The 15536-nt window shown below is 58.1% G+C and carries 8 protein-coding genes; 6 read left to right on the top strand and 2 right to left on the bottom strand.

Annotated features, from left to right (window positions below):
- Positions 1–115: 115 nt before the first annotated feature.
- Together ALTER154_RS17415 and ALTER154_RS17410 are read right to left on the bottom strand one after the other, a co-directional pair.
- On the bottom strand, positions 116–1504 hold the full coding sequence (locus ALTER154_RS17415) for a hypothetical protein (protein ID WP_160088926.1): 1389 nt from the start codon (positions 1502–1504) through the stop codon (positions 116–118).
- 30 nt (positions 1505–1534) lie between these two features.
- Positions 1535–3232: a VWA domain-containing protein gene (locus ALTER154_RS17410; RefSeq protein ID WP_160088924.1), complete on the bottom strand. Its 1698-nt coding sequence runs from the start codon at positions 3230–3232 to the stop codon at positions 1535–1537.
- 493 nt (positions 3233–3725) lie between these two features.
- Between ALTER154_RS17410 and ALTER154_RS17405 the strand changes: the two genes are divergently transcribed.
- The 6 genes from ALTER154_RS17405 to ALTER154_RS17380 all read left to right on the top strand — a co-directional run bounded on the left by ALTER154_RS17405 (position 3726) and on the right by ALTER154_RS17380 (position 15251).
- Entirely contained in the window at positions 3726–5198 is a 1473-nt protein-coding gene (locus ALTER154_RS17405; protein WP_160088922.1) for a ShlB/FhaC/HecB family hemolysin secretion/activation protein, read from the top strand.
- 15 nt (positions 5199–5213) lie between these two features.
- Positions 5214–10499, top strand: a complete 5286-nt coding sequence (locus tag ALTER154_RS17400; RefSeq protein WP_160088920.1) for an MBG domain-containing protein — start codon at positions 5214–5216, stop codon at positions 10497–10499.
- A 2-nt stretch (positions 10500–10501) separates the two neighbouring features.
- A complete protein-coding gene (locus ALTER154_RS17395; protein ID WP_160088918.1) occupies positions 10502–10993 on the top strand; it encodes a hypothetical protein in 492 nt (163 codons plus the stop codon).
- A gap of 19 nt (positions 10994–11012) precedes the next feature.
- A complete protein-coding gene (locus ALTER154_RS17390; protein WP_160088916.1) occupies positions 11013–11621 on the top strand; it encodes a response regulator transcription factor in 609 nt (202 codons plus the stop codon).
- Positions 11621–13378: a hybrid sensor histidine kinase/response regulator gene (locus tag ALTER154_RS17385; protein ID WP_160088914.1), complete on the top strand. Its 1758-nt coding sequence runs from the start codon at positions 11621–11623 to the stop codon at positions 13376–13378. Before ALTER154_RS17390 ends, ALTER154_RS17385 begins: the two co-directional genes overlap by 1 nt.
- Before the next feature lie 100 nt (positions 13379–13478).
- On the top strand, positions 13479–15251 hold the full coding sequence (locus ALTER154_RS17380) for a hybrid sensor histidine kinase/response regulator (RefSeq protein WP_160088912.1): 1773 nt from the start codon (positions 13479–13481) through the stop codon (positions 15249–15251).
- Positions 15252–15536: the final 285 nt, after the last annotated feature.

Below are 15536 nucleotides of genomic sequence, written 5' to 3'. Positions count from 1 at the left end.
TTCCTGCTCGCCGCAGCTAGGTAACGACGACAGACCTAAAAGGGCCCGCTAAAATGACAGTTTCATAACTTCTGGAGAACTATGGATAATTAACTATTTGGGAGGTTGATGTCGCCTAGTTACAGTTTTTACTGATAGCATCAATTAGCTCGTTTTGGCGATTAAGTATTGAGGATGATGTTAAGTCGTCGAGTTTGTCATCTAAGTTCTCGATCTTTTCTTGGCGCTGAATCATGCTCCTCGGGCACTCGATGTGGCCTGTGGACATGTCGTGGACGCATATACTGTCGTCATTGTTTTCTAGGTATATGAGTTTTTCCAGTTTCCTATGTAGTTCGTCAATTTTTTTCTGTTGTCGATTTATTTCTGGTAGCAGGGTTTGCAGTTCATTTTGGGCGGCGAGGCAGGATTGTTTTTTCTGATCACGATGCGCTATCTCAGTTAACTCGGCTTTACGGCGTTGCTCCTCCCTTTCTTCGGCCTTGATATGTATCATCAGGGCGTCATGATAGAATCGGCCTGATCGCTCATTGCTTGCTAGATAATGTTCCACCTGTTGTTTTGCAGTGACGAAATCACCTGCTTCAAGTAGGCTATTGGCGTAGTGGTAGTGGAAATCGGTTGGGACGGCTACACTCAAATTAATAATTTGCTCGAAAAAAACATTAGCCTCAACGAAATGGCCATCGTTGAAATGTTGCTGTGCTTTAAGCAGTAGTTGATCGGCGCGTTGTTCTGCGCTAAGGCCGGTATATGTGCGAGTCTGGCTGTTTCGAATAGGAGTTATTTCTGAGGGGGGAACTCCTAGCGGTAATTTGGTATTGGCTATTTCTGATGAGGCTGTCGGTATTGCTGTTGAGGTATTCACCTTATTTGGGGTTGGGTGTGTAACCTGAAGCAGTGGACTTGCCGGAGGGGGCGGGGGCGACACAATTTGTTCAGGTTCAGATGTTTGTTTGAACCAGTTGCGCCCGATAATATCTGCAGGATGGCTATCACTGGCCACCCAGTACATGGAGCCGAAAAAGGCTAATATTAGGCATACATTGGGCAGATGCATCTGCCATTTAGGTTCGCTTGCTATTAAGGGCTCTGTCGCGAAACCCTGCATTTCTGACGGCTGGCCTAAAGGCGTACCCTCGGCAATTGCAGCTTGGGCAAGGTTGTAGGCGGCATATAGTTCGCGACAGATAATCTTCATTCCTTCGTCGTCGCTTCCTTCACGTGCCTGCTGGATCAAAGCCTGCATGCGGCGATGTAGTGTATCTTGTGAAGCGGCGTCGTCACCAAACCAGCGAATGGCATGAGAAGGGGTAACTTTTGTGCGTGGTTGCGTAATTAGTATGGCCCTTGCTTGGAGTAGGGTGGCGTGGCTGAGATAGTACGTATCGTCCGGGCGCTCTGCGAGTACTCCGAGGCTTATCTTGGCAAATGCCAGCGCAATGTCGGTAGCACTAAAGTCTTCCGGCAATTGCATGATCTGAACTGCTTCTGCTTTGTTCATGCTCTCTCCATTATTGCTGAAGTGCGCTGGTTATCTGCCCTTCGTTTTGAAGCCATCAAGTATGCCTTGCATCTGGCTCGCGCTGCTTTGGTTGGGTTTGTCATCAAATTGCGGTGTAATTTCGGGGGAGCTGCCGAAGCGTCCGAGCATCTCCAGTATATCTTCAGCTTGAGCCGCACGGCGCAGGCTCGCACCAAGCTCTTCAGCGTTAGCGGCATGTTGGTAGTCACCTCCCGAGTCATTTGCCAGTTGCTCTAATTGCTGGACAGCGGCTGAGTCTGTGCCAATTTCGAGGCCAACTGTCTGATGGCGAAACAGGATGCCGTCGGACTTCAGAGCCTTAACTACCGGAGACATAATGCCGCAACTATCGTCTCCGTCTGCCAGTAGCAAAATCATCTCGCTATTGCTTGCGTCGCTGCGATTTAGGGCCATATAGCGGTTCGCATATTCAACTGCCGCACTCATTGGTGTGCCGCCATTGGTGGTTAGACTCTCGATGAAATTGCCTATAGAGTGGGCGTTTCTGGAGAATGGGTGTCGTTGCGGGATTGGGTTTGAGCAATTGCCAGAGAAACCTAGTACGGCAACTTCACCGCCCTGCTGCAAAGTACGGTCTATGACCATTTTGGCGGCGCTCTTTGCCTCGGTAATGCGATTACCCTGCATGCTGGCGGAGGTGTCAATTAGCAGTAGTAATGAGAGAGAGGCTAGCTCAATTGAGGATTCAATTGGTACTGTGACCTGACTTACCGGAGGATTCAGTGTGGGCTTGAGTGCGTGGGTGTCGGAATCGCTCCCTGTAAGGCGTTGCAGTTCATCCAACGCCGCCTCCAGTGGTAGTTCTGATGTGCTAGTGTTGTGCGTTTGACGTTTTGATATGCCTGTGGACGGAAGTGTCGGTACGCTAGATTGGGCTTGTGACTGGTTCGTATTGGATATCATGGATTTTCCGCTTTTTAACTCTCTAGAGCGGGATTGCAAATGTTGCTGGACGGCATAGAGATTAAGATCGACATCTACCAGTTTGGTGGTGAAGCTAAGCGGAGTGCCGGACTCATGGCCGTATTTCCAATAATGTTTGATTGTGCGTGCGAGTTTTTTGGCCGTTGTCTCGTCAAATGAATAATGCTTGTGAGTATGCTCAATTTCTTTCAGTGTACTGCGGTCGTTAAGTTTCATGCTTATTAGTCCCACTCGGTTATCAAGTAGGAATCTATCCCAGTTGGGGCTGCCGGGGGTGTTGTAGCTGATGCTGCGATTATCAGGTGGGCCAAATACGCCTAGGTCGCACATAAAACTAGTACTGTTTGGATAAAGCTTTGGTGTCACTAGGGCATGAGCTTTGTTGATGCTAACTTTCTTCCAAACGTCTTGGGGGATATGATAAGTTTGAGATAGGTCATTCGGGGCCCAATTGGGTTCAGGCGCTTGCCAATAGGTAGTTGAGTTGATTCTGATGCTTTTGAGCTCCCACTTGGCAGCACAGGCTACGACAGGTTCGCCCATCAATATCCAGACCCTAAAGGCGACAGTGACAGATATATCTGCGCTGCCATTCGCCACCGTCGCGCTGAACTGGTTGCGCCCCTCGAGGATAACCGGGGATTTCTCTTTCGCTGGTACTGCCATTGCAAGGTGAGGCAGTAGCGAGAAATAACCAAGTATTATGCCGATGTAGAGAGTCTGTATTTTGATTCGTGCTATATATGTAAACATTTTAATCATTGGTTGGCTTCCGTAGTCGAAGCGTGAGATGAAAATACTGCCATTTGGCAAGTAAGCCTGCAGTTGAATAGCACTTGGTATTGCTTAACGATATCAATCATTTTTGCCGGTGGGCAAAAAGTTTCGATGATCTGCGACGGTGGGTGACTGCCGTCTTCAGCTAGTCCATCTGAGTTATAGGCGTCATTCGCAGCGGCCCTTAACCTTCGCCCTATTCAAGGCGAAATGCCATTACCAGGTATCGCCCATGGTTTTGACAGGGTAGGGGGAGTCGATGGTCGCGGGAAGGAAAGGGGCGCTACTCGGGCTGAGGTCTCTCTGCATAGCCCCCGCATTGCTTTGGGTGGGTCAGGCGTACGCCGCGCCCAGTGCTGCGGATGCGCTCCGCAGTGTGGAGCCACCGTCCCGCGAGGCGCTGCAGTTGCCCCGTGAGGTGCTGCCCTCATTGCCCGTGGAGCCGTCAGCGGCCCAAGAGTCCAGCCTGAGAATCTATGTGGCTCGATTTGCCATCGAGGGAGTGGAAGCCTCTCAGCGGCCGCCTGCGCAATTGTTGGCAGGGTTCGAAGGCCGCGAGTTGAGTTTCGCGGATCTCCAGCGAGTTGCCATCAGCGTGACGCAGCACTATCGGCAGCAGGGCTGGCTGCTGGCTCAGGCATACCTGCCGCCGCAGGATGTCGAGGGCGGAGTGGTGCGCATTGTCGTGCTGCCCGGGGAGCTGGATAACATCGAGGTGGTGCCAGGGGATGGCGCGCGGCTAGGTGTGGATCGAGCCAGGGCCAGGTTGTTGCAGGCGGTCGAGCCCGGGCAACCGCTGCAGGCCGATGCGCTGGAGCGCAGCCTGCTACTGCTCAACGATTTGCCCGGCGTGCGGGCGCAGGCGGCGCTGGCTCCCGGTGGTCGGGTCGGCACCTCCAATCTGGATGTGCAACTGCTCGGCCAACCACTGCTGGCTGGCAGCCTGCAGCTGGATAACTACGGTTTGCAATCGACTGGCGAACATCGCCTGGGCGGTGAGCTGGTGCTGGCCGACCCCCTGGGCATTGGCGACCGCCTCGGCCTGCGCGCGCTTACGGCCGAGGATGATGGGCTTGCCAATGCCGCACTGTCTTACGACCTGCCGCTCAATACCCAAGGGACGCGCCTGAATAGCTCGCTCAGCTACCTGGAGTACGAACTGGGCGAAGAGTTTCGGGCACTGGACGGCTTCGGCCGGGCAACGGTGCTCGAACTGGGGATCAGCCATCCCCTGCTGCGCCAGCGTCGGCACAGCCTCTATCTGCAGGGTGGCTATGCCCATAAGCGCCTGACCGATGTGCTGGATGCCGTGGACAGCAATAGCCGCAAGCGCATCGATCTATTCACCCTCGGGGCCACCTATGAGCGTCTGGACAGTTGGGGTGGCTACAACAGCCTGAGCCTGGTCTATGGCCAGGGGCATCTGGGCCTGTTGGACGATGCCGGACAACTGTTCGACAGCGCGCCTGGCGGGCTGGGCCGGGCCGGCAAGTTCGCCAAACTGAATGCCAACCTGATGCGCCTACAGCCGCTCGCGCCGCAGTGGAGTTTGTACATCGGGCTTAGTGGCCAGCGAGCGCTGGACAACCTCGACAGCGTGGAAAAATTCAGTCTTGGTGGTCCCTACGGCCTGCGCGCCTATCCCTCTGGCGAGGCAACGGGCGATCACGGCTGGCTGGCGGTGGCCGAGTTGCAATGGCAGGTCAGGCCCTGGCTGATGCTGGGGCTGTTCGGCGACTTCGGCTGGGTGCAGTTCGACCAGCAGCACTCGCCCCTCGATCCCGGCCCCTACGACCGTCACCTGCGATCTACCGGGCTCACCGCACGGCTTGGCCAGGGCAGTGGCCCACGCCTGTCAGCCAGTCTGGCCTGGCCGGGCGGTGACGACTCGCAAGTCGACCCCGGTCAGTCGCAACCCCGCGGCTTTGTCGCCCTTAGTTACCACTTCTAATACTGGAGAGTCGTCATGGCCCGTCCCCACGCTCGCAAGCCGCTGGCCTCGTTGACTATCCGCCTCTCCGGTGGGCGTCGTCTGCGCCTGACCCTGCGCCCGCGTCCGCGTATCAGTCGCGCGCTGCTGGTGCTGCTCGGCAGCGCCCTCGGCTGGCCGGCCCATGCCCTAGACGGCGCGGCGTTGCCCCAGGGCGGCCAGGTCGCGGCCGGGCAGGCCACTATCAGTCAAAGCGGTGCCCATATGACCATCCGCCAGGGCAGCGACAAGGCGGTACTCAACTGGCAGAGCTTCAATATCGGCAGCCAGGCCAAGGTCGAGTTCCAGCAACCCAGCAGCAACTCGGTTGTGCTCAATCGGGTGGTGGGTAACCAGGCCAGCCAGATTTATGGCCAGCTCCAGGCCAACGGCCAGGTATTTATCAGCAACCCTAACGGCGTGGTATTTGCCCCGGGCAGCCAGGTCAATGTCGGCGGCCTGGTGGCCACCACCTTGGGCCTGGGCGACCAGGACTTTATGCAGGGGCGCTACCAGCTGGCGGGCGACTCGCAGGCCGAGGTCAGCAATGCCGGGCAGCTAACCTCAGGCGGATCGGTGGCCTTGGTCGCCGCCACCGTACGTAACAGCGGCAGCATCCAGGCGGGCGGTGACGTGGCACTGGCGGCCGGGCAGCGGGTCAGCCTGGATCTGCATGGCGACGGCCTGCTCAGCCTGAATGTGGAGGCCAGCGCCTTGCGTGGCCAGGTGGAGAATGGCGCGGCCATCCAGGCCGGCAACCGGGTGCTGCTCACCGCGGCGGCGGCGGAGGACCTGATCGGCAGCGTGGTCAATAACAGCGGCATCGTCAAAGCCAGCGGGCTCAGCGTGGCAGGCGGCAAGATCAGCCTGAGCGGCGGCCTGATCGCGCAGACCGGCACCCTGGATGCCAGCGGCGTAGCGGGTGGCCAGGTCGATATCCGCGCCTACACCCTGCAGGACGCCGGCCAGACCTTGGCCGAGGGTAGCGGCGGCCAGGGTGGCAGCGTGCGCGTCGAGGCCCAGCAGATCACCCAGACCAGCCGCGCGCATATAAGCGTGGATGGTCAGGCCGGCGGCGGGCGGATTCACCTGCAGGGAGGCCGTGGTGACGAGGGCAAACTTTATAGCTCCTCCACCCTGACTGCCCAGGGATTGGGCGATAGTGCCAAGGGCGGTGAGATCAGCGTGACGGCTAGCTCTACGCAATTGCGCGCAGCCCAACTGGACGCCTCGGGCCAGGCCGGCGGCGGCAGCATTCAGGTCGGTGGCGGCTGGCAGGGCCAGGATGCCAGCGTGGCCAATGCCCGGGAAACCGGCGTTAATGACAGCACCCGCCTAAGCGCCGATGCCGGTCAGACTGGCGATGGCGGCACCGTGGTGGTCTGGTCGGACGAGCAAACCACCTTCGCCGGTCATATCAGCGCCACCGGCGGCAGCCTGTCGGGCAATGGTGGTCAGCTGGAAGTCTCCGGCAAGGAGAACCTAACCTTCGCCGGCACGGTGAATACCGCCTCGCCCTTTGGCCTAGGCGGCAGCCTGCTGCTGGATCCGAAAAACATCGTTATCAGCGATGCGGCGGCGCTGTTTGATGTGTTGAATCTGGATGATCCCAATGCTGGTTCTATGAACTGGTTTGGTTACTTTGCCGAGGAAGTGGCGGGCGGAAATATCGCGATTACGGCAAGCAGGACAGATATCGGCGGGATGGCCAATGTGGGGGCTGCCTATCTGTTCGATGGCGAGAGCGGTGCTTTGCTGTCCGCTCTATACGGCAGCGTCGAGAATGATCAGGTAGGTAGTGGGGGTATCACCGTCTTGAGCGATGGTGCCTATGTTGTGCGCAGTCAGGTTTGGAACAATGCCAGCATTGCTGGTGCAGGAGCGGCGACCTATGGGGCGGCGGATACGGGCGTTGGTGGGGTGGTCAGTGCTGCTAACAGTTTGGTGGGTAGCAGTGCTTTTGACCAAGTTGGTATGGGGGTTACGGCACTGAGCGATGGTGCCTACGTGGTCAATAGCAGCTTCTGGGATAACGGCGGTATCGCTGATGTTGGTGCCGCCACCTATGGCGTGGCAGGAGCGGGCATCAGCGGAGTGATCTCTGCAGCCAATAGCCTCGTGGGTAGTTCGGCTGGTGATCGAGTGGGTGCGAATTTCGCACTTGGCGATGGCGCTTATGTGGTGGTCAGCAGTTCATGGGACGGCGCAAGTTTTGCCGATGCCGGGGCGGTGACCTATGGCGCGGCAGGGATTGCTCTGACAGGCACGATTAACGCTAGTAACAGCCTGGTAGGGAGTCGACCCAACGACAGGGTTGGTAGTCAAGGCATCACAGTTTTAAGTGATGGCGCTTATGTGGTGCCCAGTCGTTATTGGAACAACAGCCTCGGAGCAGTGACCTATGGTACTGCGGGCATTGGCATCAATGGGGATGTCAGTTCCCTCAATAGTCTCGTGGGCAGCAGCTTCGGCGATCAGGTCGGCAGTGGAGGCGTTACTGCCTTGGTCGGTGGTGCCTATACAGTGAGCAGTCCCTTATGGAATAACGCGGGCTTGGCCGATGCGGGGGCCGTGACCTATGGCGCGGCGGGTACGGCCCTGATTGGCACTATCAGCGCTAGCAATAGCCTGGTGGGCGGTGCGGCCTTTGACCAAGCGGGCAGTGGCGGAGTGACGGCCTTGGTTGATGGTTCATACGTGGTGCGCAGTCCTAATTGGGATAACGCGGGAGTGTTTGATGGCGGGGCCGCGACCTATGGGGCGGCGGGCACAGCTCTGGTTGGTACCATCAGTGCTAGTAACAGCTTGGTGGGCACTCAAGCCAGCGACCAGGTGGGCTCCTTAGTATTTTCGTTGAGTGATGGTGCTTATGTAGTCAGCAGCTACTTCTGGGACAATGGCTACATTGTCAATGCCGGTGCGGCAACCTACGGTGCTGCGGGTGCTGCGTTGACGGGAGCCGTGACCGTTGACAACAGTTTGGTGGGTGCGAGCTCTGGTGATCAGCTTGGGGGTGTTTTTGCATTGAGTGATGGCGCCTATATGGTGCTCTGCGCTAACTGCGACTACGCCGGGCTCGCCGATGTAGGTGCGGTTACCTATGGCTCCGCGAGCTTCGGGGTAACTGGCGTGGTCGGTATTTCCAACAGCTTGGTAGGTAGTCAGGCTAATGATCGGGTAGGTAGTGGCGGCATTACTGCTCTGAGCGGCGGTGCTTATGTGGTCGTCAGTCCTAGCTGGGATAGTGGAAGCCTGGTTGATGCCGGCGCAGTAACTTATGGCGCAGCGGGCACTGCCCTAACCGGCACCATCGACTCAAGTAACAGCCTGGTGGGCAGCACAGCAGGTGATCAACTGGGGCTTTATGACGGAGCACCGTCCATTCTCGCTCTGGGCGATGGCAGCTATGTAGTGCGCAGTCATCTTTGGGACAACAGTGGAGTCGCCAACGTCGGCGCGGTGACCTATGGCGCGGCAGGCATAGCCCTGGCCGGCACTATTGATTCCAGCAACAGTTTGCTGGGTAGTGTCGCCGGCGATCTTCTGGGCGATAGAGGGCTTGTTCAGTTAAGCGATGGCCGCGTGCTGGTGCGCTCGCCCAATCAAGCTGTCAATGGCATCAAAACCGGTCGCATCAGCCTAGTGGATTTTGACCCGGCGCTGGGCGATCTGACCTTTGCCGACAGCCCTTCCGCCGACTTCTCCATCAACCCGGATCGTATCGCCGAGATCCTTAACGGCGGCACCTCGCTGACCCTGCAAGCCAGCAACGATATCACCCTGGCCTCGGCGCTGCTGGTGGATAACGCCTCTGGCAACGGCGGCCATCTGACCCTGCAGGCTGGCCGCCATATCAATTTCAATGCCAATCTCACCACCGATAACGGCGACCTGACCGCCATCGCCGGTGATCCCAATGCCCTGGCTGTGCATGCCGAGGCCGGTACTCCGACGCTAACCATCGCTAATGGCGTGACCCTGGATATAGGTACGGGCACCGCCACCCTGGCGGCCATCGATGGCAACTTTGTTAATAACGCAGGGAGCGGCGCAATCCAGATCAGCGGCGCGGGCCGCTACCTGATCTATTCTAGCGACCCGGCCGCCAGCCTGGAGGGCCTAAGCGGCTACGGCAAGCATTACAACCAGGGCTTTGCCCTCGGCAGCGTGCCGGCCTATGCCAGTAGTGGTAACTGGTTTTTCTACAGCATCGCCCCGGTGCTAAGCATCACTCCGGACGCCAGCTCCCAGGTCTATGGCGAGCTCAATCTGGCCGGTCTGGGTTATGGCTTGAGTGGCTTAATCGACGGCGATGATGCGGCCAGCAGCGGACTTACCGGCGGCGCACTATTTACCAGCACGGCCACTGCCGGCAGCGATGTGGGCCGCTACGACCTGGCCTATGCCAGCGGCCTGGCCAGCAGCCTTGGTTACAGCTTTGCCGATGCAGCAGCCAGCACCAACGAACTCAGCATTACCCAGCGGGCTATCAGCCTTAGCGCCGATGCTGCCAGCAAGGTCTATGGCGAGGTCGATCCAGACCTGGGCGTATCGGTCAGCGCGGGCAGCTTGGCAGCGGGCGATAGCCTGGCGGAGGTCAGCGGCAGCCTAAGCCGCGAGCTTGGCGAAAATGTCGGCGTCTACGACCTGGCCCTGGGCTCGGGGCTTAAGGCCGGTAACTATACGATCAGCTTCGATGCTGACAATAACGCCATCAGTATTACGCCCAGGCAGTTGGTGGTGACGGCGAACGATGCCGAGCGCTATCAGGGCGAAGCCAATCCTGCATTCAGCGCAACCTTCTCCGGTTGGGCGTTCGACGATGATCAGCAGGATCTACAGGGGGAGTTGGCATTCACAACGCCAGCCACGACGGCATCTGCAGTGGGGGATTACGGGGTGTCTCCCTCTGGGCTGAGTGCCGACAACTATGTACTCGAATTTAACGACGGTACCTTGCGCGTACTGGCGCAGGAGCCAGTTGAGCAACCTGATCCTGGTACCGGAAATGTGTCTGGCGTCGAAGCGGCCCAGCAACAGGTGGCCTCCGTTATCTCCAGTCAGTTGTTGACCTCTCGGGGTGATGAACAACAAGTGAATGATCTGGCCGAGATGCTTGCACAAGGCAGTGAGCGATGGGCTGGTGATGATCGAGTACCGGCTCAGGCCGCTCTATCGGATGGTTCGGCTGGCGGCGGTGTTCTGTTGTCAACGCTGGGCAATCTGCTTAGCCGTAACCAAGGCCTACGTTTGCCTACCTTCAATACAGAGGAGGAGTTGTGAGCATGGGAAGAAAAGCCAATACCGCCATGGCTATCCTGGCTCTGATCTGGGGGGCGCACGCCAGTCAGGCGCTGGCCGGTGCAATGGAGGAGCGTTTGGGTGCCGGTTATTGGCATGCTGCCCGCGACATCTCGGAGAATGGTGAAACAGGCTTTATCTATGTCGATATGAAGTTTCATGCCGATGGCTACTGGACCCAGTTTTATCGTTCCTATCTGCCCAATCTGTCCGGTTGTAACAAGGTCGGCGATAACGTGGTCAGCTTCGGTAAGTGGCAGACGCAGGGCGATCAAGTAGTGGTCACCGGTTACCATCGTGACGGACAATATTGGAAAAAGCCTGCCACGATGCGCCTTAATGGCGGAAAGCTTGAACTGGTGGGCGGCAACACGCGCTTTGTCCCGGCCAAGTCGATTAAGGGCGGCTACGGGTGCCAGGCGTATCTGCAGGGCGAGTTCGAGCAACATAAGGGCTTGCTGTTGCCCGATGAATAAGATGTGGCGTGGAGAAACGATGACCAGCAACTCTGTGTTGTTGATTGATGATCACACCCTGTTCAGGGCAGGGTTGGCCATGCTGCTGGCTTCGCATCCGCTACTGGACGAGTTGTTGGAGGCCGGCTCCATCGCCGAGGCGCGCCGTATCGAGAGGGACGATGTGGCGCTGATTATGCTGGACGTCTGCTTGCCTGGCTTGAACGGACTGGAAGGCATCTGCTTGTTGCGCAAGCAATTTCCTAAGGCTCGCGTGCTGGTGCTGTCCGGTAACGATGATTTCAACTGGCGTACTCAGGCGCGGGACAAGGGCGCCGATGGCTTTCTCAGCAAGGCGGCCGATGCCGAGCAGATCGCCGCTGCGATTGATAGGCTGCTGAGCGGGGAACAGAGTTGGGACGAGTCTTCGGCTTCGGTGCTCGGGCAGCCGGCGCTGTCGCTGACCAGCCGGCAAACCGAAGTGCTCGGTCTGCTCTGCGAGGGCAAGTCCAACAAGGCGATAGCTCGGGAACTCGATATGGCGGAGAACACCGTGCGAGTCCATGTGTCTGCAATTCTCGCCAGTCTTGGGGTGAGCAGTCGAACTGAGGCGGCTGTTGCTGCGCGTCAGCAAGGCATAGTGCGCTGATGCTGCGGGGCCGGCTACTGCCGCAGGAGTCGGTGCTGGAACAGCAGTTGACCCCTATTTTTGTTGATCAGCGCAACGGCGGTGAGTTCGGCTCGAACCTGGCGGCCGTTCTGGCCGGCTTGTCGCTGTACCTGCTATTCGACCTGAAGGCGGCACTCTGGTGGTTGGCCGGTATTGTCTGTTTGAACGGCCTGGCCTTTCTGGCCATCGTCTATACACCACGTTTCGGATTAGGGACTTGGGGGCGCTTCTGGCTGCAACTGGCGATCTTTACCAGTGCCGGCGTCGGCTGGGGAATATTGCCGCTGCTCGCTTTGCAGGATGGCCAGGTCATGGCCGTGCTATTCGTGACCACTGTTATTGCCGTGCACTGCGCGGCATCCTACGCCGCCGCATCGGCCATCGTCCCGCTGTTCACTGGCTTTCTGCTGCCTGCAACCCTACCCCTTACGCTGGCTGCGCTGATGTCGGGCGAGGGAGTCCTGCTGGTCACCGGCTTGGTCATGAGTATCTTTATCCTCTGCATGCTGCTTTTTGCGCTGCAATCCCAGCGCAATTCGGTGCGCAGCATTGAGTTGGGTTTCGAGAATCTTGAGCTGGTCAGCCAGTTGCGCGCCGAGTCGGAAGCGCTGCGCCTCGCCCGCCAAGAGGCCGAACAGGCCAATAGGGACAAATCGCGCTTTCTGGCGGCAGCCAGCCATGATTTGCGCCAGCCCCTGCATGCCTTGGGCTTATTCCTAGAAGCCTTATCGCGAACCGCTCTGGAAGGACGGCAGCGGGAAATACTGGAAAATGCCGTGGCGGTATCGTCTTCGGCGCGGCATATGCTCAATACCTTACTGGACTATTCCCGGCTGGAGGCCGGTGTTATTGAGCCCAGGGCCTGTAACTTCAGAGTGCAGACGCTATTCAGCAAGCTGGAGAAGGAGATGGGGCCGCAGGCAGACAGAAAGCAATTGGTTTACCGCTGTCGTGACACCTCCCTGGCGGCTCATGCCGACCCCGCCCTGGTCGAGCTGATCCTGCGCAATCTGATCAGTAATGCGATTCGCTATACCGATCAGGGCGGTCTGTTGATCGGTTGCAGGCGACGCGCCAATGCGCTGTTCCTGGAGGTCTGGGACAGTGGTGTCGGTATCGAGCCTGGCGAGCAAGCCGCGGTATTTCATGAGTTCTATCAGGTTGGCAACCCGGAGCGTGATCGGCGCAAGGGCCTGGGGCTGGGCCTGGCAATCGTCAAGGGTCTGTGCGCGGCCATGGGTATGCAGCTTGAGTTGTTTTCACGACCGGGGCGAGGAACCATGTTTCGCCTGATTGTACCGGCCGCAACCGGGGGCATAGTGGTCGAGCCCATGGCCAGGCCAGTGCCGCTGCATAGCTTCAAGAACTTGCACGTGCTGGTGGTGGATGATGATGAGGCAGTGCGCCAGGCCATGGCCGAGTTGCTCGGCTCCTGGGGCTGTGTGTGCCTGGTAGCGGAGTCTGTTGAGCAGGCCCTTGCGGTATGCGGACAACTACCCCAGTTGCTGTTGCTTGACTACCGGCTGCGCGACCAGCAGACAGGGGGGGATGTCATGGCGGCGCTGCGCAACCGCTTTGGCAGCCTACCACCCACCCTGATTATTACCGGTGATACGGCCCCAGACAGGTTGCGTGAGGCCCAAGCCACTGGCGCCATCCTGGTACACAAGCCCGTCGATGTGCACAGACTGCATGAGGTGATGCGTCAGGCCATCCAGAACGAAGTCTCCCCTTAGCCCTTGGGTGATGGCCAGGTGGCACTATATAGTCCGCCGTAAATATGCGGCTTCCTTCTGCTTGGGAAGCGTGCCATTTAAGCAGTACTCGGGGGATCTTATGGCCGAATTTGGCGGAATAGTGGGGCGCGTATTGGCACCTTGGCGTCTTCCAGAAGAGCGTCTTTTCAATGAGCAGGCCAAGCTCATTACCCAGCATCTGCTCGGTATCGGCATTATGGGAGCCAGTATGCTGGGCCTATTTTGCGCGCTGACCCTGTACTGGCTGTTCGATGATGCCGTGGGGTTCTACTGGTTGGCCTGTAGCTGGTTGCTCAATATCGTCACCTATGGACTGCTACGTCGGCTGATGTATCGAACGATGAGCGCGGCTCAGCGCTTTCGCCTGTTGCTGGCGGTTTTTGCGAGTGCCGGGACTGTGTGGGGGGGACTCCCTCTGCTGATCATGGATGCTGCGTCCCCAATCCCCCTGTTGCTGATCATGGTGATGATCATTACCCACGCGGCCGGAACCTTCGCCATCAATGCGTCGAGCATGCCGTTGTTCTGTGCCTATATCTATCCGGCTGTGGCCCCGTTGATGCTGGCCTGCTTAGCCAGTGCCGACCCTCTGTTGTTGGGGTTGGCTGCGCCGTGCGCCATCTATCTGTTGTGTATGACGATGTTTGCTTCCGGCGCGCAACAGGCTGCGCAGCACAGTCTGCAACTGCAGTTCATCAACCTGGAGCTGGTCGAGCAGCTACGTGATGAGTCCGAGCAGCGTGAGCAGGCGCGTGCCGAAGCGGTGGCCGCCAATCGAGCAAAATCCAGCTTTCTGGCTGCGGCCAGCCATGATCTACGCCAGCCGTTGCATGCTTTGGGGCTGTTTCTGGAAGCGCTGGGGCGCAGCGACATCAACGCGCGACAGCGGGAGATGTTGGACAGCGCTGTTACGGTCTCGGGCTCGGCCCGCCATATGCTCAACACCCTGCTGGATTATTCACGTCTGGAGGCGGGAGTTATCGAACCACAGCCCTGTGGGTTTCGGCTTCAGACACTGCTCGGCAAACTAGAGAAGGAGTTTGGTCCGCAGGCGGATGCCCGGGGCCTGGTGTATCGCAGCCGGGATACGTCTCTGGCCGCATTTTCCGACCCGGCATTGGTCGAGCTGATCCTGCGCAATCTGATCAGCAACGCCCTGCGCTATACCGAGCGTGGGGGCGTCCTGGTTGGCTGCCGTAGGCGTGGAAACTTCGCCCACATAGAGGTCTGGGATACCGGTATCGGTATTGCCCCGGACAATCAGCAGGCGGTGTTTCAGGAGTTCTTCCAGCTGGGCAATCCTGAACGTGACCGCCGTAAGGGCCTTGGTCTGGGCCTGGCCATCGTGCAAGGGCTGTGTAGCACGCTGGGAATCACCCTTGAGTTGATGTCGGTCCCTGGCCGAGGCTCGGTTTTTCGCCTAATCCTTCCTGCGGCCACCGGCGGTGTGGTTTACGACATGCCTGCACCAGCGGAGAGCCAGCAGAACTTCGCGGGTCTCTCGGTGCTGGTGGTCGATGATGACGAGGCAGTGCGCGCAGCAATGGGCGAGCTTTTGACTTCCTGGGGTTGCCATTGCCATGTCGCCGATTCGGCAGCCCGTGCGCTGCAGGTCTGTGAAGAACCGCCGCAGCTGCTGATAGTCGATTACCGACTGCGTGAAGCGCAAACCGGCGCCGATGTGATGGCAGCCATTTGCGAGCGTTTCGACACACTGCCGCCCACCTTTATCATCACCGGCGATACCGCCCCGGATCGCCTGCGCGATGCGCAGGATACGGGCGCGCTGTTGCTACACAAGCCGGTGGATGCGGGTCGGCTACATGAGGCCATCTGTCGGGTGCTCAACTGATTTGTTAGCCGGTAGTGGCCATTATGACTGGCCATTTTCCCTGCTGGGGTTAGTCCAATTGAGCTATAGGATCGTGTGTTCTTTGGCGCTAGTCTGCCTGCATGTCAACTTGATATTCCGCCATGTAGGAGAACAGCAGCTATGAGTCATTTCAAGCTTAAACTTTTAAATTTGGTTGTTTTTTCTGTTTTATGTGTTTCAGTAGATATTGTCGTGAGTGTCTAACAGGTTTGCCAGTAATTCACGAGGAATGAAGCATGAGAAAGTGCCAAATTTTTTTCGCTG

This window comes from Pseudomonas sp. 9AZ (assembly GCF_902506525.1).
Lineage (GTDB): Bacteria > Pseudomonadota > Gammaproteobacteria > Pseudomonadales > Pseudomonadaceae > Aquipseudomonas > Aquipseudomonas peli.
The sequence above is the reverse complement of the archived record's forward strand: the minus strand, read 5'-3'. Positions and strand labels throughout refer to the sequence as shown.

Excerpts from the sequence above, each read along its gene's own strand:
- ALTER154_RS17415 (WP_160088926.1), bottom strand. The coding sequence starts at position 1,504 with ATGAACAAAGCAGAAGCAGTTCAGATCATGCAATTGCCGGAAGACTTT.
- ALTER154_RS17385 (WP_160088914.1), top strand. The coding sequence starts at position 11,621 with ATGCTGCGGGGCCGGCTACTGCCGCAGGAGTCGGTGCTGGAACAGCAG.
- ALTER154_RS17400 (WP_160088920.1), top strand. The coding sequence starts at position 5,214 with ATGGCCCGTCCCCACGCTCGCAAGCCGCTGGCCTCGTTGACTATCCGC.
- ALTER154_RS17380 (WP_160088912.1), top strand. The coding sequence starts at position 13,479 with ATGGCCGAATTTGGCGGAATAGTGGGGCGCGTATTGGCACCTTGGCGT.
- ALTER154_RS17410 (WP_160088924.1), bottom strand. The coding sequence starts at position 3,232 with ATGATTAAAATGTTTACATATATAGCACGAATCAAAATACAGACTCTC.
- ALTER154_RS17390 (WP_160088916.1), top strand. The coding sequence starts at position 11,013 with ATGACCAGCAACTCTGTGTTGTTGATTGATGATCACACCCTGTTCAGG.
- ALTER154_RS17395 (WP_160088918.1), top strand. The coding sequence starts at position 10,502 with ATGGGAAGAAAAGCCAATACCGCCATGGCTATCCTGGCTCTGATCTGG.